17 protein-coding genes, 1 tRNA gene and 1 pseudogene are annotated in these 19,016 nt (G+C 44.9%); 8 read left to right on the top strand and 11 right to left on the bottom strand.

The window, feature by feature from the left end; translation table 11 throughout:
- The first annotated feature begins 145 nt into the window (after positions 1-145).
- The 4 genes from hutW (at position 146) to AYK67_RS09050 (ending at position 3,161) form a co-directional block, all read left to right on the top strand.
- Positions 146-1,507 (top strand): heme anaerobic degradation radical SAM methyltransferase ChuW/HutW, encoded by a 1,362-nt coding sequence (gene hutW / locus AYK67_RS09035; protein ID WP_068085172.1) that lies wholly within the window; start codon positions 146-148, stop codon positions 1,505-1,507.
- 10 nt (positions 1,508-1,517) lie between these two features.
- A complete protein-coding gene (hutX, locus tag AYK67_RS09040) occupies positions 1,518-2,030 on the top strand; it encodes a heme utilization cystosolic carrier protein HutX (protein ID WP_068085176.1) in 513 nt (170 codons plus the stop codon).
- Between the two features lie 138 nt (positions 2,031-2,168).
- Positions 2,169-2,597 carry an Hsp20 family protein gene (locus tag AYK67_RS09045; RefSeq protein ID WP_068085179.1) on the top strand — a complete coding sequence of 143 codons (429 nt, stop codon included), beginning with the start codon at positions 2,169-2,171 and terminating at the stop codon, positions 2,595-2,597.
- 300 nt (positions 2,598-2,897) lie between these two features.
- Positions 2,898-3,161 carry a BQ00720 family protein gene (locus tag AYK67_RS09050; RefSeq protein WP_068085182.1) on the top strand — a complete coding sequence of 88 codons (264 nt, stop codon included), beginning with the start codon at positions 2,898-2,900 and terminating at the stop codon, positions 3,159-3,161.
- A gap of 93 nt (positions 3,162-3,254) precedes the next feature.
- Here the strand turns inward: AYK67_RS09050 and ptsN are convergent, their stop codons facing one another.
- From ptsN to AYK67_RS09085, 7 genes are all read right to left on the bottom strand, one after another.
- Positions 3,255-3,722 (bottom strand): PTS IIA-like nitrogen regulatory protein PtsN, encoded by a 468-nt coding sequence (gene ptsN / locus AYK67_RS09055; protein ID WP_068085195.1) that lies wholly within the window; start codon positions 3,720-3,722, stop codon positions 3,255-3,257.
- A gap of 77 nt (positions 3,723-3,799) precedes the next feature.
- Positions 3,800-4,378 carry a ribosome hibernation-promoting factor, HPF/YfiA family gene (hpf, locus tag AYK67_RS09060; protein WP_068085197.1) on the bottom strand — a complete coding sequence of 193 codons (579 nt, stop codon included), beginning with the start codon at positions 4,376-4,378 and terminating at the stop codon, positions 3,800-3,802.
- 220 nt (positions 4,379-4,598) lie between these two features.
- A complete protein-coding gene (gene rpoN, locus AYK67_RS09065; protein WP_068085200.1) occupies positions 4,599-6,134 on the bottom strand; it encodes an RNA polymerase factor sigma-54 in 1,536 nt (511 codons plus the stop codon).
- Positions 6,135-6,260: 126 nt separating this feature from the next.
- Positions 6,261-7,037 (bottom strand): LPS export ABC transporter ATP-binding protein, encoded by a 777-nt coding sequence (gene lptB / locus AYK67_RS09070; RefSeq protein WP_208976244.1) that lies wholly within the window; start codon positions 7,035-7,037, stop codon positions 6,261-6,263.
- Positions 7,038-7,054: 17 nt separating this feature from the next.
- Entirely contained in the window at positions 7,055-7,603 is a 549-nt protein-coding gene (lptA, locus tag AYK67_RS09075) for a lipopolysaccharide transport periplasmic protein LptA (protein ID WP_082735722.1), read from the bottom strand.
- Positions 7,600-8,283 (bottom strand): LPS export ABC transporter periplasmic protein LptC, encoded by a 684-nt coding sequence (lptC, locus tag AYK67_RS09080; protein ID WP_208976245.1) that lies wholly within the window; start codon positions 8,281-8,283, stop codon positions 7,600-7,602. Before lptC ends, lptA begins: the two co-directional genes overlap by 4 nt.
- A 326-nt stretch (positions 8,284-8,609) precedes the next feature.
- Positions 8,610-9,230 (bottom strand): ribonuclease D, encoded by a 621-nt coding sequence (locus AYK67_RS09085; RefSeq protein ID WP_068085206.1) that lies wholly within the window; start codon positions 9,228-9,230, stop codon positions 8,610-8,612.
- 236 nt (positions 9,231-9,466) lie between these two features.
- On the opposite strand from AYK67_RS09085, the gene AYK67_RS09090 reads away from it, so the two are divergent.
- Complete coding sequence (locus tag AYK67_RS09090; protein ID WP_068085209.1) at positions 9,467-10,426, top strand: nucleoside hydrolase; 960 nt, start codon at positions 9,467-9,469, stop codon at positions 10,424-10,426.
- A 36-nt stretch (positions 10,427-10,462) separates the two neighbouring features.
- Here AYK67_RS09090 and queG read toward each other — a convergent pair.
- Together queG and AYK67_RS09100 are read right to left on the bottom strand one after the other, a co-directional pair.
- A pseudogene (queG, locus tag AYK67_RS09095) lies at positions 10,463-11,509 on the bottom strand (tRNA epoxyqueuosine(34) reductase QueG); the annotation flags it as partial.
- Positions 11,510-11,561: 52 nt separating this feature from the next.
- Positions 11,562-12,254, bottom strand: a complete 693-nt coding sequence (locus tag AYK67_RS09100) for a glutathione S-transferase family protein (protein WP_068085212.1) — start codon at positions 12,252-12,254, stop codon at positions 11,562-11,564.
- A gap of 146 nt (positions 12,255-12,400) precedes the next feature.
- Here AYK67_RS09100 and AYK67_RS09105 point away from each other — a divergent pair, with 146 nt between their 5' ends.
- Complete coding sequence (locus AYK67_RS09105) at positions 12,401-13,204, top strand: undecaprenyl-diphosphate phosphatase (RefSeq protein ID WP_068085215.1); 804 nt, start codon at positions 12,401-12,403, stop codon at positions 13,202-13,204.
- 66 nt (positions 13,205-13,270) lie between these two features.
- On the opposite strand, the gene AYK67_RS09110 is transcribed toward AYK67_RS09105, so the two are convergent.
- Positions 13,271-14,266 carry a complex I NDUFA9 subunit family protein gene (locus tag AYK67_RS09110; RefSeq protein ID WP_068085218.1) on the bottom strand — a complete coding sequence of 332 codons (996 nt, stop codon included), beginning with the start codon at positions 14,264-14,266 and terminating at the stop codon, positions 13,271-13,273.
- Between the two features lie 353 nt (positions 14,267-14,619).
- Between AYK67_RS09110 and AYK67_RS09115 the strand changes: the two genes are divergently transcribed.
- Both AYK67_RS09115 and AYK67_RS09125 read left to right on the top strand, forming a co-directional pair.
- Positions 14,620-14,706 (top strand) — tRNA-Leu (locus AYK67_RS09115).
- A gap of 617 nt (positions 14,707-15,323) precedes the next feature.
- Positions 15,324-17,966 carry a hypothetical protein gene (locus AYK67_RS09125; RefSeq protein ID WP_156453094.1) on the top strand — a complete coding sequence of 881 codons (2,643 nt, stop codon included), beginning with the start codon at positions 15,324-15,326 and terminating at the stop codon, positions 17,964-17,966.
- Positions 17,967-18,103: 137 nt separating this feature from the next.
- Here AYK67_RS09125 and msrA read toward each other — a convergent pair whose 3' ends face one another.
- Positions 18,104-18,592: a peptide-methionine (S)-S-oxide reductase MsrA gene (msrA, locus tag AYK67_RS09130; protein ID WP_068085227.1), complete on the bottom strand. Its 489-nt coding sequence runs from the start codon at positions 18,590-18,592 to the stop codon at positions 18,104-18,106.
- Positions 18,593-19,016: the final 424 nt, after the last annotated feature.

Below are 19,016 nucleotides of genomic sequence, written 5' to 3' on the forward strand. Positions count from 1 at the left end.
GTGTGGTAAGCCAGCCGCGTCATTTTGCAATCTGTAATACATAATTATACTTGCTATAACGTCTATTGAAATAGCCAGCTAAAACACTTCTACAATGTAAATATGTTTAGCCAGCCAAAAGCAGACAGAGCTTAGGCAAGTAGAAGTGGTATTATCGCAGGACTTTAAGGCGTCGCTAGAGGGCAACCCGCTTACAAACGCTTTTAAAAAACGTATCAGCCATATGCCGGGGACGGCTATGTCCCCGGTACCGCCAGAGAAAACAGCAGCTTGTTGGGAAGAGTTAAAACAAGAAGAGCGTGTAGGTCCATCTGTGATGTATTTACATGTACCCTTTTGTGCAAACCACTGCCTATTTTGCGGTTTTTACATCAACAAGTGGCAAGGGGATGTGTCACGGGCTTATGCTGATGCTTTGATTAAAGAGCTATATCTTGAAGTGGATAGCCCAAGTGTTGGAACGGCACCTATTAATGCAGTTTATTTTGGTGGTGGCACACCAACTGCCCTAGAGGCTCATGACCTAGCACGTATTATCAAAGAAATTCGACGCCTCTATCCCCTTGCACCAGATTGCGAGATTACTGTTGAAGGGCGAATTTACCATTTTGATGAAGAGAAAATAACGGCTTGTCTTGAAGCTGGTGCCAATCGTTTTTCAATTGGCGTTCAGTCTTTTGACGATAAAACGCGTCGACGTATGGGCCGTAAAGTCAGTGGTTCACGAGCGATTGAGTTTTTCAATCAGCTAAGTGATATGAACCAAGCTGCTGTAATTTGTGACTTGATGCTGGGCTTGCCCTATCAAACACAAGCTGTTTGGCAAAATGACTTGGATACAGTCAGCTCGCTGAATTTAGATGGTGTTGATCTTTATGCACTTTCCCTGTTTCCCGGAACGCCGCTTGATTTGGCAATAAAAAAAGGGGCATGCGAGAGTGCTGCCACTATGCAAGAGCAAGCAGAAATGTATGGCCAAGGCTGGGAGCAACTACGCACTTGGGGATGGCATCAGCTGAGCAGTAGCCATTGGGCGAAAACGACACGAGAACGAAACCTCTACAATCGGTTGATTAAAACGGGTGCCCACACACTGGCGTTCGGTTCGGGGGCAGGGGGTATGCTGAATGGGCAATCCTATGCCTTGGAACGAAACTTGCAAAACTATTATGACCTGCTGGCTCACAATCAAAAGCCTCTGGCTAGGTTATTGACCCCTGACCCGCTTGCCAAAGTATTTAATAGTCTTTCAGCGGCTGTAGAAAACATGCACCTAGACTTTGACTTAATAGGGAAGAGTCATCCATTAGCCTCTGACTATTTACGCTTCATACAACCTATGCTTGAAAATTGGGTGCAAGCTGGCCTAATTACAACAGATAAGCACCCTAGGCTAACTAAAGCAGGTTGTTTTTGGCATAGCACTTTGCTGGTTGCCCTAAAAAGCTCATTTAAGAGTTTTTTGGCCGAGCAAGAAACCCTGTTGAATCTAAACTGTGCAAACTAAAGGACGGAATATGACTGAAACCACAACAAAACTGAAAGAAATTCTGGCAGAAAAGCCGGATGCATTTTTAGAGGCTCTTGCTGAAGAGCATCAAGTGAGTATGCAGGCTGTTTTACATAGCCTACCTGAAGGATTGTACCGGGCAGCTGCCGGTGAGCATTTTATGGCGCTTATGGAAGACCTTCCTAATTGGGGGACCATGCGCATTATTTGCTCGACGCCAGATATGGTCTATGAAGTTGCTTCTTCATTTCCAGAGGGCAGTGTTTCCAGAGGCTTTTATAATTTAAAATCTACTAATGGTTTTAGTGGCCATATTAAAGAGGATGCCTGCAAAGAGATTGGTTTTCTTCGCCGGCCGTTTTTTGGCAAAGAGACAGCTTGTATCATGTTGTTGAATGCGAAGGGCGATTGCTACTTAAAAGTCTTCTTAGGTCGCAATGAAGATCGTAGCCTCAAGCAAGACCAGCTTGAAAAGCTTGAAGCTCTTTGCGAGAAATTTGCTGCAAACTATCCCCAATAAGGTGAAAGAGCTGGGCGCAATAACGGCGCTCAGCTTGAAACCAGTTCAGTTAATCGCCATATTCAAGGTCGAAAAGGCTTCACTGCCACTGGATGCTTGCGAGGTCCAGACAAGGTCGCTTAAGAAAGGACTTTGAAGATGACGCGCGTTTCAGCGTTTTCTAGCCCATTTATGTTGGGCTTTGATGATATAGAAAGAGTTTTAGACAGGGTGAGTAAAGCAGCAAATGATGGCTACCCACCTTACAATATTGAGCGGATACCATCTGTTCATGATGGCGGCGATGTCATTCGTATCACACTCGCTGTTGCTGGTTTTACCAGAGAGCAACTTGAGGTATCTGTCGAAGAATCCCAGTTAGTCATTCGCGGCCGTCAGCAAGATGATAAACAACGCCAATACCTTCACCGTGGTATAGCTGCGAGGCAGTTCCAACGTGCTTTTGTGCTCGCCGAGGGAATAGAAATACTAGGTGCCGATTTACGTGATGGCCTTTTATCGATAGATTTGGCACGCCCAGAACCGGAACGTATCGTTCGCCGCATCGAAATCTCCTCAAGCGAGTAATCATTAACGCTTTCAGACTTAACGGAAACGAATAATCCGCTGAATTTTCATGAACCCATTGAAGCTGTTGTAAAAACCATTTTGCAATAGCTTTTCGCTATGTGTTAACTTCCTTAACCATAATGTAAGATTCGCACACAGAAAGCAGCCATATATTCAAATTCCAGCATTTACGTAGCCCAAGGACTCGGGTACCCATCAGGGCAAGAATTCAAACAATGCTCATACCAAAGCTGAAGGTTATTTCGACAGCTTAGCTCTAATAAATGGTTTGAGGATTGCTATTGGGGAAAGGCCTGTATGAGTCAACATCACGAACAACGACTGCTTGATCACCAAGATGAGGTGCTTGAAGAAGTTGGCATCGGTGAGCTAGCATATGTACGTGAACTTACCCGTAACGACATTTGCTCTTTATTCCCTGAATCCGATTTGTCAGGAATTGAGTTGCCATCTTGGGCGTTGGTCTCTGCCGACGGCACGCCAATTGTTCTTACAGATACACGATTTGCAGCATTAGCAGAGGCGTTCGAGCATAAACTGAAAACGGTTAGTGTTCATTAAGCTTGTTCAGATGAATTGCAAAACTTGAGTTAAGTACGCCAATAGAAAAGCCGCCAGCAAACAGCTCGCGGCTTCTTTAATATCTGGAATAAATCAGCTTGCGCTTACTGGCGCTATGGGCTGCGTCAGTAGTGCGTACAGTGCGTCTGCATCCGTTGTGGCGCGTAGCTTGCTGGCCACATCGCTATTTCGCAGCAGTCGGGCAATTTTCGCCAAAGCCTTCAAATGATCTGCCCCAGCGCCTTCGGGCGCTAGTAACACGAAAATTAGATCAACAGGCTGGTCATCCAAACTATCAAACTCAATGGGCTTTTCCAGACGTGCGAAAAGACCATAAAGGTTGGTGAGTGACGTCATCTTTCCGTGTGGTATAGCTATGCCATTACCAACTCCGGTTGAGCCAAGCCGTTCGCGCTGCAGCAAGGTGTCAAAGATATCGCGGTCAGACTCGCCACAAATTGGCGCGGCCTTTTCTGCGAGTTCTTGAAGAGCTTGTTTTTTGCTATTCGCCCTCAGATTAGCAATGATGCCTTCCGGCTTGATTAGTTCGCTCAGATCCATTCCCTGATCCGTTCTATATAATTACAAAGCCGGCGAACCGGCTTTGCATCTTTTAAACTGGTTTATCAGAACCGAATTTAGGCTTCAGTGCCAGTCAATCCTGGGTCAATCCAGCCCACATTACCGTCATTGCGACGGAAGACAACATTTACACCACCATTGCCAGCATTGCGGAAGACAACAACAGGTGCTTCGCTCAGGTCAAGTTCCATGACAGCCATCCCAACTGTCATTGTCTTAACTTTAGAGGTCGTCTCTGCTACAACTACAGGGTTGTAATCGGCTGGGACTTCCTCTTCTTCTTCCGGATCGGCAAGGACATAAGAAGCTGCTTCAAACGCTTTTGCGCTTTGCTGTGCTGCATTATGGGCCTTTAGTTTTCGATTATATCGGCGCAGACGCTTTTCAATACGTTCTGCAGCAATATCAAAACTGTGCCTTGGGTCTTGGCTTTCTCCAGATACTTGCAACACAACGCCGGTTGATAAGTGAAGTGTGCACTCTGAACGGAATCCAGATCCCTCCCGTGCAATCGTTACATGCCCCGTATGCGTTCCTGGAAAATAACGTTCCAGTGCTTCGGAAATCCGGTTTTCGACGTGGCTGCGAGTAGCATCACCAATGTCCACGCTTCTTCCCGAGATTTGGATTGTCATGGGAACCTCATTCGTTGGTTTCGACTGAATTTTGGTTGTTGCTACAAAGGCAGGAGCCAACGCTCACAACAACACCTACAGCATGGACCACCTTGGCCAAAAGCGCTACTCTTTTCATATCGCCAAGTAACGCGGCTAAGTACGCTCTGAAGCAGCTAAAGTCAATAGTCGCCTACGAAAAGTCATAGGCAATTACTATTATCATATATATTACATATAGTTAAATGATGGAGCGCTTTTGTCGTCGTCGCTGTACAGAGGAGGGTATGTTTAAGGCCTCCCTATATTTGGCTACGGTTCGACGCGCAATATCCACACCCTCAGCATGCAATGCTTTTACAATTGCATCGTCAGAAAGGATTTTTTTAGGGCTTTCAGCATCAATCATCCGTTTAATCTTGTCTCGTACGGCTTCTGAAGAATGCGTTTCTCCGCCTTCTGATGACGCAATTGCCGTTGTAAAAAAATATTTTAACTCGTAAATACCACGGGGAGTGGACAAATATTTGTTAGAGGTGACGCGGCTCACCGTCGACTCATGCATGCCTATTGCTTCGGCAACTACCTTCAAATTTAAAGGCCGTAAATACTGTACACCATGAGATAAAAATTGGTCTTGCTGTCTTACAATCTCGCCGCATACTTTAAGTATTGTACTTGCACGTTGTTCAAGGGCTTTCGTGAGCCAGTTGGCAGTTTGCAAACGTTCAATAAAGTAGGAATTTTCCTCATCATCGCGTTTGGATTTGCTAATATTCGCGTAATAATCCTGGTTAATGAGTACCTTGGGTAAGGCATCACTATTTAGCTCAACCCGCCAACCCAATTGACCGTCGCTTTTGACAACAGCATCAGGCACAACAGTTTGTAATGGCTCATGTGTGAAATGGCTTCCTGGTCGTGGATCCAAGTTTTTAATTTCACAGACCATGTCTTTAAGGTCTTCATCATCAACTTGACAAAGGACCTTCAGCTTCTGCAAATCATGTTTTGCAAGCAGCTCAATATTGTCGATCAACTTTTCGATAGCCGGATCAAAACGGTTCTTTTCTTTTAATTGTAGAGTGAGACACTCTTGCAGCGAGCGGGCAAACAGCCCCGGTGGCTCCAGCCTTTGCAAGCGCTCCAGAACAAAATTTACCGCATCGGGGGTAAGGCCAAGTTGTTCACTGATCTCAAGAACACTAGCCTGTAAATATCCGTTGCCATCAAGCGAGCCACAAAGATGTTGTGCGATTAGCAGATCAATAGGGTCGCTCAATATCATATTGGCTTGTGACATCACTGCTTCTGTTAATGAAGGTTTGTCAGCTATAAATGCTTCTAGGTTATAATCACTGTCACTTGTAATAGTGCCATGCGTTGGGGCTTGCCACATTAAATCTTTTGATGCTGCCAACGTACTGGTTGAAACAGGCAGTTGAGCAGCGTCGGGATATAAACTTGCAACATCACTATCAAAGTTTTGTGCAACGGCTTCTCGACTGGTTTCAAGTTGGCTTTCAACCAAATCCCTGTCGAAGCCGTCTTCGCCTCTGTCTTGCTGTGAATCCTCTAAGGGCGTAGTTTCATTACTCGCAGGAAATGAATCTTCAGCTTCAGGGCGTTCTAAAAAGGGATTTGCCTCGAGTTCTTTATCGACGAAAGACGTGAGCTCTAAATTGGAGTACTGCAACAGCTTAATGGCCTGCATTAATTGCGGCGTCATAACAAGCTGTTGGCTTTGCTTAAGAATAAGCTTGGGGGAAAGGACCATAAATTGAAATCACCTCCAAGAGCCCAATGATTGGGTAAACACTGCCCGCAGCCACAAGCCCAAGCCACTTTGCATTACCCGAGCAAGTCTCCTCTGTAAATAAGATCAAGGAACTATCATTTGTTATTATAGGGTAAACTGATCCCCAAGGTAAAGCCGTCGTACATCGGGATTACTGACAATACTATGGGGCACACCTTCGGTTAGCACTTCTCCCGCAGCTATAATGTAGGCACGATCAATGAGGCCAAGTGTTTCGCGAACATTATGGTCGGTTATCAGCACACCAATACCACGTTCGGTGAGGTGACGTACCAACTGCTGGATATCGCCAACGGCTATCGGGTCGATACCGGCAAACGGTTCATCTAAGAGCATAAATGAAGGACGACTCGCAAGGGCTCTTGCTATTTCAACACGTCGACGCTCACCACCAGATAAAGCGATACTGGGTGATTTACGAAGGTGCGTAACACCGAACTCTTCCAGTAGAGAGTCTAGATCATATTCGCGTTTTTTTCGGCTTGGCTCAACGACCTCTAATACAGCTCTGATGTTGTCTTCAACATTCAAGCCTCGAAAGATAGAGGCTTCCTGTGGCAAATACCCAATCCCCAATCGTGCCCTCCGGTACATGGGAAGGCGCGTCATATCAAAACCATCAAGTCTGATAGAGCCGTGATCTGGGCGAATGAGGCCGGTAATCATGTAAAAGCAGGTGGTTTTACCCGCGCCGTTAGGCCCCAAAAGCCCCACAGCCTCGCCGCGTGCAACGGTGAGACTAACGTGCTTGACTACTTGGCGGCGCTTATAACTCTTGCCGATACCTTCAATTTCAAGGCGTGTTTGTTTCAATTGCCCCTCTTGTGTTTTGAGGGTAGATGCGTGGCTGTGTATTTCCATCGAAACGTCGCAAACCCTTATTTTTTTGGAGCACTGTTGGGTTGTAACAATAGCTTCACACGGCCCGTTTGGCTGGCGTCCATGTTAACCCTACCGGTTTTGAGATTAACAGTGATTTTCTTGCCGACAATGACGTTTTTGCCTTGTGTCAGGACCACTTTATCGCCGGTCATCACCATAAACTCTTTAACCATGTCAAAGCTGGCTTGGTCGCCTGTCGCAACCTGGTCTTTTGAAGAAATCAGCACATCGCCAAAAGCTTCCAATCGTGAAATTGATTGTTGTGGTGCAGCTTCCCCCTCGACTGAGCCTTTGTAATAGACAACCAGTTTTTCGGTTTTAAGTGTCGACGTACCTTGAGTGACAACTACGGTTCCTGTGAAGATAGCTGTTTTGTCTTTATCTTGCACTTCAAGCTTTTGAGCTTCAATTTCTACCGGCTCATTATTGTTGGAGGCAAAACCCGCAAATGCGTCGGAAAAAGTACCCTCTTGTGCAAAAGCAGCGAACGGGCCTGCAAGCATAATTATACAAAAACTGAAAACAAACTTGCCCAAAGAGCTCATTGCTTTTTCTCCAGTGAAGAGGGAAGAAGCTTTAGCTTAACCCCTTTGGTAAAAGTAACTTTGCTATTTTTTTGGTCTAAGTCCATAGCACCTGCATTAATGTAGCCGCCATCTGACTGTAACTCCATAGCGTCTTGAGTTACAAACCTACTGGTTTTCATATCAATATCGAGATAATCAAAAAAGGCTGAATAACCCTCGCTATAAGAAATTTTAACATTATCTCGTAATTCGAGGGTTTGCCTATCAGAATTATAAGTACCTTTATTGGCAACAACGACAACACTTTGGTCTCTATCAAGAGAAATATCGGCATTTATTGTTTCTAAGTCGATGATCTTAGGGTTACTGATTCGCTGTATAGCCCTTTCAGCATGAACCGAATAGCCTCTATCGCCATCATTCCCTGTAAGGTGTGGGTTGGACATCACCAAGCCATCACTTGTGAAAGAAACCTCGCCAATTTTAATATAAGAAAAAAAGTTCGTATATAAAACGAAGCCTATGATACCAACAGCAATGCTTAAACCTGCCACAGGTAAGAATACACGAAGAAACGCGACCAGGAAGGAATGCCTGCGCGATGCCTTTTTCGCTTTGTTAAAGCGTAACTGCTCTTCGTAACTGAGCTCGTAGCCGGAGGGGGAGATGGGGGTATTAGTCATGTACAGGTCTTGCAATTGCTTTCTATAGCATACGTCTAAGGGCCCTTGGTTGCTTTACAACTTACGCAAGATTTCTTTTTATATGCGCATTTAAGTTATTCATTCAAGCCGCAAAGCTCATAGAGTTATAAAGTGGCAGAAATGCGTAGTGCTAATCATTGTTATAAACAAATCTTAAAAATAGCTATATTTTAATACAGCGTTTGGTTCACAGAGCAATAGCAGTCTTTCACGAATAATAAATTCGACTATCTGAGCATTTTTCTTTTGCCAATATTTATAGCCAATCAACATCACTAAAAATGTGTGACTTTAAGAGCCTAAAGCCACACCAATTTGCTTTAGGAGTGTGCAAAAATGTCTGTCTCGGGCCAGCCAGATAAATCTAACGCTGCACGTGTTGGTAAAAATTCAAAGCAAGCTTGGGCTAGCTGGGTGCGCTCTTCACGCGCAAGCATAAACTCCAAGCGCTCTTTTAATTGGTGCAAATGCAAAACATCTGATGCGGCATAGGCCAATTGAGCGTCGCTAAGTTTTTTGGCTGCCCAGTCCGAGCTTTGTTGTTGCTTGGATAGGTCAACGGATAGCAATTCACGGCAAATATCTTTTAAACCATGACGATCTGTGTATGTGCGCACTAACTTGGAGGCGATCTTAGTACAAAATACGGGGCGTACTTCGATGCCTAAATAGTTTTTCAATACGGCCACATCAAAGCGCGCAAAGTGAAAAATCTTTGGTTTTTTGGTGTCTTCAAACAATGCTTTCAGATTCGGAGCAGTTGTTTGGCCGCGTTCAATCTGCACCACATCCGCGCTACCATCACCCGACGAAAGCTGTACAACACAAAGGCGATCACGATGTGGATTGAGGCCAAGTGTTTCAGTGTCTACTGCCACAGCCTGTGCATTTTTATAGGCATCCAAGTTTGGCAAGTCATTTTTATGGTAGCGAATAGTCATGAACGATCCATTATTTCAGTCTTGTGCTTGGCGGATTAAGAGCACGTCTTGCTACTCTATGCAATCCAATTATGGCTACTAACTGTTATCCTATTACACGTAGGATTGAGAATAGTCACAGTAGGCGCAGCTATTGGATAAGCTGAAATACAAAGTTGCAATACCTGTCAAAATTGGCAAATTCGTAAACCTGCAAGTGAGTACCTGTCTATAACGCGAATTGCCAAGAGGTCACAATGAACAAACTCATTATTGATAGTGATGGGGGGACAGACGATATTTTGGCATTGCTGTTGCTAGCAGGCCATAACCGTCTTCCAAGCCTGATTACGACAACATTTGGCAATGTCGGCTTGGATCAGGCAACGCAAAATATTGCAGATACAATGGCACTGTTGGCGCAAAAGAAGCCGGAAGTTCAACGTATTCCAATCATAAAGGGAGCAAATAAGCCGCTTACAGGCCCGCTGGTTGATGCGAAGGATGTGCACGGAGAAGATGGATTGGGTGGAATCGCACGCCCCATTCATACAAAGTCAGTGTTTCAAAGTAATGCTATTGAAGCCATAAAGAAGCTATTAGCTGAGGCACAATCAACAAACCGAAAGGTAGATATCTTAACCTTGGGTCCTTTAACCAACCTGGCAGAAGTTTTGAAAGACAAGCCGGAGTTGGGGGAAGCAATTGAGCACCTTTGGGTCATGGGTGGTAGTTGCCGAGGGCGGGGCAATGTTACGCTTGCAGCTGAATTCAACATCTACTGTGATCCTCAAGCGGCCGATATTGTTTTTTCTCTTCCCTTAAACACACATATGATACCTTGGGAGCCATGCTTGGAAACGGCAATTTCTGGTGAAGCGCTGCAGGGTATTTTTTCAAGTCTTCCCAATACTATAATTAAGCAGTTTGCCATGGATATTTGTGATCATGGGCGGCAATTGGGGCGCAATTGGTATGATGAAGATTTCTGCATAATGCCAGACCCTTTGGCTGCGGCCTATGTTTTGGATAATCAAATCGCGATGCGCACAATTGTTTGCGGCGTTATGGTAGAAACAGTTGGAGAGCACACAACAGGTGCAACAATTCTTGACTTTGAGAATAAAACCAATCGACCGCCAATTGGAATTATAGATCAAGCAGATGGGGCAGCCTTGTCGCGTCTGTTTTCTACCGCAATGCAAAGACTGTGTTAGCAAAAACTTAAGTGGATATTATCAATTGTGTTGTGTTAGTTCGGCAAGAGCCCACTGCGCTGCATCTACTATGGTTTCGTCTGCGTCTGTTAACAAGGATTGCACATGGGGCAGTAGATTTTGATCCTCACTATTGCCAGCAGCAATCAAAACATTTCGTATAAATTTATTGCGGCCAATACGCTTAATAGGTGAGCCAGAAAACAACTGTCGAAACTGCGTATCATCGAGCTTAAGTAGCTCTGCAAGCCGCGGTGCTTTGAGCTCATCACGGGCAATTAGCTTTGCCTCGTTCGCTTGTTTTGCAAACTTATTCCAAGGACATATGGCAAGGCAATCATCGCAGCCATAAATACGGTTTCCCATAGCCTTGCGCAAAGAGGGGTCTATCGGGCCATGGTGCTCAATAGTCAAATAAGAAATACACCTATTGGCATCCAGCTGGTAAGGTGCCGGGAAAGCCTTTGTTGGGCAAATATCGAGGCACTTTCTGCAATTTCCGCAATGATCGGGTTCAGCTTCATCACGCAATAATTCGGCACTGGTAAAAATAGCACCAAGAAAAAACCAGGAACCTAAGCGGCGTGAGACGACATTGGTGTGTTTGCCTTGCCAGCCAAGCCCTGCAGCGGCAGCAAGCGGCTTTTCCATAACGGGTGCGGTGTCGACAAAAACTTTTACATCGCATTTTGTTTTTGAAGCGACAATGCTGGCAACCTCTTTTAATCGCCCTTTGATGATATCGTGGTAATCGCGATTTTGTGCATAAACTGAAATCGCCGCCTGACTACGTTTTTCTAATAGTTCCAGTGGGTTGCTATCCGGCCCGTAATTCATCGCCAGCATGATAACACTACGAACTTCAGGCCAAAGGTTTTGTGGATGTGCCCGCCGCTCTTGAGTTTCTGGCATCCAGCTCATGCTGGCGTGCCGGCCCTCCTTAATATACGTTCCCAAGCGCTCACCGGGAAGAGGGCCAAAGTCGGCATCAGTTATACGCACATCGTCAAAGCCCAGTTTGTGGGCCCGCTCTAAGATTTCTTGTTTCAGACGTTTGGCTTGTTTGAGTTCTTTTTCTTGCACGTCGCCATTCTTTTCAAATCACAAGTTGTTCACTAACGATAGAGTTAGGAAACTAGAAGTCCAAGTCAGCATAAGTAACAGATGCCGGCATCCCCAAAACACGATCAGAGAGTAGGGGGCGGAAGCTAGGGCGCGATTTAATCTTTGCATACCACTGCTTAACATTGTCATCTTGTACCCATGGAACTTCGCCAAGGTAATCGGCACAGGAAAGGTGTGCTGCAGCCGCCAGATCGGCAAACGTCATTTCATCACCCGAGAGCCAGCGCCTTGTTGCGCATAGGTAGCCCATGAACCTTAGGTGGTTGCGCATGTTTATACGGGCAACGCGTAAAAAGTCAGAGTTTGGTGCACCTCCCCCTTCGGCATGTGACATCTCTTGTTTATAGATGCGTTCTCTAACCAGATAACCGGTTACCTCGCTCTCGAATTTATTTAGAAACCACATTACCAGACGGCGCACCTCTGCCCGCTCGCGTGGGTGATCAGGTAAAAGCCGCCTGTCGGGTTTCGAGTATCCCCATGTTTCATCAAGATACTCCATAATCACGGAGGCGCCGCACACAGGATTGCCATCATTTTCCACCAAGACAGGAACAGATCCTGAGGGGTTCATGATTAAAAACTCGCGTCTGCGTTCCCACGGCCGTTCAACAACAAGTTCAAACGGTATGCCGTATTCGCTAAGTGTGAGTCTTATAAAACGCGACTCTGGGGAGAAAGGGTGATGGTAAAGCTTGAGCATGATTCACATATAGCGGCTACCGGTAACCAAATAGTTGTTTTTTAACCATAACAAGGCGAATAAATGACTAGATACAAAATCTAGTTAAAAAATCCGCATTTTACGGGGGATTAAATCTCCCAGCCTACACTGGAGAAATTAGGGCAATGAACTCCGAAACGATTGTCGGTGCTATTATTCTTGGCCTGACTGAAGGATTAACAGAATTTTTGCCGGTCTCGTCAACCGGTCATTTGCTGCTACTAGGTCACTTTATTGGCTTTGAAAGTACAGGGCGAACGTTTGAGGTGCTCATTCAGCTTGGGGCTATTCTTGCGATTCTTTCAGTTTATTTTCATCGTTTGTGGTCCATTGCCACCAGTTTACACAATGATAAGCAATCACAGCATCTCACACTAGGAATCTTACTAGCATTTTTGCCGGCAGCTATTATTGGTGCAATGGCGCATAGCTTTATTAAATCAGTTCTTTTTGAAACACCACTTTTAATATGTTCGACACTCATAATAGGTGGACTAATAATGCTATGGGTCGATAGACGCCCGATGAAGGCCAGATATACGCGAATAGAAGAGTACCCGTATTGGCTGTATCTTGCTATCGGATTTTGTCAATGCTTGGCCATGGTTCCCGGAGTATCTCGCAGCGGTTCCACAATTGTTGGTGCACTACTTATGGGTACCGATAAACGCTCTGCAGCGGAGTTTTCATTTTTCTTGGCGATGCCGACGATGGCCGGGGCATTTGCGTATGATCTCTATAAAAATTATAGTTATCTAAGTTTTGATGATGTTTATTTAATCGCCATCGGTTTTGTTTGTTCTTTTATAGCTGGTTTTTTTGTCGTGCGTACCTTTTTAACCTTTGTCAGTAAGCACGGTTTTTCGCTATTTGGTTGGTGGCGTATAATTGTCGGTCTTCTGGGGGTTGTAGGCCTGTTACTTGTTTAATCCTATACCAATTCGCTAACAAGCAAACGGGGAGACTAGGCCTGTTTGCTTGTTAGCTATTTAGGGTTAGGAATCTTCGTTCATTTCCCTATGCTTTTTATAGATATCGTATTGGCCATGTGGCATATATTGCACCAAATAGCTTGGCAATATGGCCTCCATTGTATGCGCAGTAATACCGAGGCCTTCGAGTGTTCGCCCTTCAGAGCGGGCATTATCACTAACCACGTTGTCTTTTTGCAATAACTTGACTTGGTCAACAGTTAATAGCGGATTTGGTAGTAATTGAAGGAAGCGGGCTTGAAGACGAGCCATGGAAAATGAAACTCCAAGCAACTTTCTTCTGCGGCCAATTATTTTTAGTAGCAGTTCAAGGCACTCACGAAAGCTTAAAGCTCTTGGTCCGCCAAGCTCGTAGATGGTTCCTGCCTTGGCTTCTCCATTCAGTGCTTTAATTGTTGCTGCAGCCACATCCCCCACAAAAACTGGCTGAAATTTGGTTTTGCCGCCGCCAACCAATGGAAGTACGGGCGAGATTTTTGCCATGCTGCCAAAACGGTTGAAGAAACTGTCATCCGGGCCAAAGATAATTGATGGCCGCAAAATTATTGCATTTGGGGTGTTTTCCTGAATGAACTCTTCGCCAGCAGCTTTTGTTCGCGCGTATTGCGAAGAGCTTTGCCCATCTGCTCCGATCGCAGAAATATGCACAAAGCGTTCGATACCTTTGGCTTTGACTTCTTCGCTCAAGGCTTTGAGTGCCTTTGCTTGCACATCCTCAAAGGTTTGCTTGCCGCTTTCCGATAGAATTCCGACTAAATTCACAACAGCGTCAGCCCCCTCAAGTGCACGCGCAATCGAATCACGATAACGCAAATTTGCTTGAATGGGCATGATTTGTCCCGCTGCCCCCAAGGGTTGTAAATGCGTTGCCAGATCTGGCCTACGAACCGCAACACGTATTCGCGCGCCTCTTTTTGCAAGCGCACGTACCACGTGGCGCCCAACAAATCCTGAGCCACCAAAAACAACAACGAGTTTGTCTTCTAGCTGGTTTGCCATATTTCTATCCCTATTTGCGACCGACCCCAAAGGTGATTTTGAAAGGACGTATTATCTCTATTTTTATAGCGCTAATTATATAAAGGTATGCTCTTAGCTTGTCAGAAACAGCTTGGTGTCGCAAAGCGTTGTACAATGCGACAAATTACACTGAATCATTTCCCCGTTACCCATATAATTATTGCTGTGGTTTTCATAGGATTTAGCAAAGCAACATACGCGCTTTCTCTTATTAAAAGCAGCTTGTGGATGAATGCAAAATCTTTTTTTGAGTAGGAATTGACAAGCGCAATCAATAGCCTTAGAAACCGCCCTCACAGACGGGGCGTTGACCACGCTTATTTGTTTGTTGTGCCCAGGTGGCGGAACTGGTAGACGCGCTAGCTTCAGGTGCTAGTGCCCTAACGGGCGTGGAGGTTCGAGTCCTCTCCTGGGCACCATTTTCAATTCAAAATAATTTCATATTCTTCAAAGCGATCGCAAAGTGCTTTGAGCTTTCAGTTTTACCTGATAGCGAACTCTGTCTCCTTACAGTTGGGTAAATGCCTTGCGTTACTTTCCATTATGTATTGGCAAAAATGTTTGCAGTTCTTTACCATGATGTGTAGCCCCAAAACATTCGATTGCGTGATAATTTTGGCACAAGCAAAATGGCAAAATAAAACGATTAAATCCCGTGGGCTAAACGGGATTTATTCTTGTTCATTTAGAAATATAAGCAGTGCTGCGTACGATGTAAGTGGATAACCCTACGGGTGCATTTATTTTTAAATTGATAATGCATAAGATTAATATCTCTATCATAAAGTAAAAATTATGATATGATTGATAATTCATCATATATATAATTTATATTATGACAATACATGTAGATATATTATAGGAGGTGAAATTGTATAGATAACTATAGGTAATATTTTATAAATAAGAAGTTTCAAAAATGATGCGTTGTTATTATCGATAATGTTTATTTTATATTTTGCAATCAAGGGTTGATAAATATACTTCATCAATTTTATATAAGCAAAAGCATTGTTTGTTTCGGGTTATATAGATTATGAAGAAAAAACTATTAGGGACAGTTGCACTCTCAATCTCTTTGGCTGCTTGTGGCGGCGGCGGCGGTGGAAGTGCTCCAACAACAACGCCAAGCACATCGTCGGGCGTTAGTACTGCGCCAGCACCAGGCACATCGTCGGGTGGTAGTACTGCGCCAGCACCAAGCACATCGTCGGGTGGTAGTACTGCGCCAGCACCAGGCACATCGTCGGGTGGTAGTACTGCGCCAGCACCAAGCACATCGTCGGGTGGTAGTACTGCGCCAGCGCCAGTACCTGCGCCTTCAACGCTTATAAATGTTCCTTTCGCAGGCGATAACGTGAGTTTACGCGTACCGATTGAAAGAGAGCTCAACCGCGAAATCAATAGCGCAGGCTACTTGCTGCAAAAATTCACAATTACAGATAGTAATATAGCTCGCGTACATGCAGGTTACACTAATGTGGATGCATATAACGCTGTAAACCTCGCATATGCGCATGCCAGATTTTATAATGGCTTCTCGCAAACTGTATCTATTATTGGTTCGAAAGGCTTTCATAAGGATTGGGAAGAGTTTAAATCTAAGACGATTAAAAGCCATGTGCCTCTAACAGGCTCAGCAGCTGGTACTATTGATGGATTTGCTGCCATTCTAGCCGGATCTGGAAAAAATGGCGCTGTAAAAGGTGTTGCCTTTGATGCAGCATTACATGTCGGAGAGTTTGATGAAGCGCCAGGGGATCCCAATAAGTATCCGCTGGGTGATGGGTTGGCAGATGTTATCCGTGATGCAAGGGCTAATGGTTCTGTCGTTAGCTTGACGACGATTCAAAAGTTAGCGCTAGATAGGCTTAGTTATAGCGATGTATTAAAACAAATTGCCAGCAATCCGAAAAAATCACTAGCGGAGAATTGGGCCTCTAGTAGTTTTAGATTAATTTCTTCCTCCAGTTTACGCGGCAAATATATTTCGCATTTTGATGATTTTATTGATGCAATTAGCTATTTTACAACACAAGGTGTCTGGGTGTTGCCGGGATACGAATTTGATAAAGGCAAAGGCATTAACTTTATAGCTGGCCTACCTATGCAAGTTAAGGCATTGAAAGAGACGTCATTGGTTGTAGCTTCGGCACTACAAAAGAACGATGCTTCAGGTAAATTGGCTAGTATGAAGCTCTATGACAATGGTTCCAAATATAATGCAGGTTGCTTCCAAGCTGCTTCCTATTGTTTATCTGCGCCTGCATCTGTTTACACATTAAGAAACTATAGGATGCCTTCGCAGCCGGTCGAGCATGTGCAATCAACCAACTTCATAAATGGGGCAGCTATTACTGCAGGTGGAGTTGCGCTGGTTACGAGAGCTTTTCCTAAGCTGCGCACATCCGAAATTGTTGATCGCCTGCTAGCTTCGGCAAACAATAGATTTGATACCTTTAAAAAGGCTGGCACAACGACTTTTGCCAACGGCTTTAAGCACGATTACAGCGAAGAGTTCGGTCATGGTCTGTTAGACTTGAAGGCAGCACTGGAACCCATTGGCTCTATTGGTTTGCCAGTAAAAACGAAAGTGAGCGAAGGTATTCGCAGTGTTTCTGAGTTTGGTTTAACCTACTCAACAGCTGTTAGCCCATCGATCAATAAGGCACTATCCAATATAAAGTTTACCGTTTTTGATAGTTTGGGCGCTCCGTTTGTCTCGTCGGGTGAAGCTCTCATGCAAAGTCAGGGGGCGCAGCTCTCAAATCAGCTTGAGGGGCTTACGTCAGAAACCTCTCATGAAAGAGCTGGTACAGCAGCAAGTTTTGCAGGTTTTTCTTTTAGTCGTCAAAATGCTCCAATTAAAGTGAAAGATTGGCAACTTGGCTTTGGTAGCACTAAGCAAATTACAGGATCACTGGGGTTTGTCGCTGCGCCTGTACAGGCCGTCAATAATGCGACAAGTGTAATGGGGCTGGCAGATGGTGGGCTGGCAGTTGGCGCGGTTAAGCGAGACGATCAATTCTCCTATGGCTTAATGTCGTTTATGGATGCTCAAGAGGCGCAGAAAGAAAAGCTGGGTCTAGGGGCTTCTGCAGCCTACAACTTTGATAATGGTGCAAAGCTATCCCTCGGCGTTAGTGCGATGCGCGAAAATGGCTCATATCTTGGCCTTGGTTTTGCTAATAGCAATAAACACACAGAGCAATACGCAGCTTTTACCTCTACAGTAAATGCGGGCTTCCAATTGCCTTTGGCTGATATGTCCTTGTTTGCTAATGCCGAGCTCGGTTTGGCTCAGGGGCAGGCTGCGGGCCTGATAACTGATATCGAAAGCAGTGTATTAACCGGCTTTACTCTTGGTGCGTCAATGACTGACGTTGCCCTTGGTAATGATAGGCTTACGTTTACATTGAGCCAGCCATTACATCTTGAAACAGGTAGCATGACGCTTCGGTTGCCAAATGATCGCAATAAGGATGGTACGGTTCTGTATAAGTCGCAGACTGTCGATTTCACAAAAGCTGTGCGCCAGTGGGATATGGGATTTGAATATCAAGCCCAGTTAAGCGATGCAACGCAATGGCGCTTTGGGGGGGCACTTGAGATCAACGATAATGGTCGTGCTGGAGAAACAGGTGCCACGATTATGAGTGCAATAACCCATCGGTTCTAATAGTGCCTTATGTACGTGAGTGCGAATAAGCGCAATATCCGCTAATGTTAAGGCCCTGCTCTATGGATAGAGTGGGGCCTTTTTGTTGTCTGGCGGTAGTCGTTTATTTCCAAAGCCTGTTGCTTATTGGTTGAAGATTATTTTGGAAGTTTCCAGTCGGCGCGAGGAAAGTGACAGCTATAACCTTCAGGGTAGCGCTGTAAATAATCTTGATGTTCGGGCTCTGCTTGCCAAAATTCTTGTGTGGGTTTTACCTCGGTGACAACGGGCCCAGGCCATAAGCCGCTTGCCTCTATTTCGTCTATTGTTGCCAAAGCAATATTTTTTTGTTCTTCATTACAGTAGAAAATGGCTGATCTATAGGAGCTGCCAATATCGTTGCCTTGTCTGTTGAACGTGGTTGGGTCGTGTATTTGAAAGAAGTATGAAAGCACCTGCCGATAGCTGATTCTTTTTGGGTCAAAGATCACTTCTAGAGTCTCAGCGTGATTCCCGTGGTTACGATAGGTGGCATTTTTTATTTCACCGCCACAATAGCCCACACGTGTGGATACCACACCCTCAAGGTGGCGAAATAACTCCTGCATTCCCCAAAAACAGCCGCCAGCTATTAAGGCTTTTTCCATATTTTTCTCCTTGAGTTTCATAGGATAAGTGGTTTTGTTCCTAGGATTCGAGAGTTAATCATAGCCTGGGATAACTTATTCACGTTCTCATGAACGCAGAAATGAGCCAAATTTTGTTTGAATTCATGTTTGATCGTGAATTCTTCGAAATAAAATTAACATCCTGGGTTGACGACGCAAGATCGTTTCCCTATAACCCAGCTCATCGAGAGCGACGGCGCTGCCGGCGACGGCACAATGCGCTCTAGAGTTTCATGAATGTGAAATGATTTATCACCCTGGAGTGATTTGGGGTTGATTACTTTTTTGCTTTTGTGTAGGGTTTGTGTCCCTGTTCATTGACAATTGAATATGATTTAGAAAGAGAAACGTAGGCGGCGCTGTCTGCGACTTGGGATCTGGATGAGAGTTTGGATTTTGAGTT

Source organism: Polycladidibacter stylochi, assembly GCF_001562055.1.
GTDB classification, from domain to species: domain Bacteria; phylum Pseudomonadota; class Alphaproteobacteria; order Rhizobiales; family Stappiaceae; genus Pseudovibrio; species Pseudovibrio stylochi.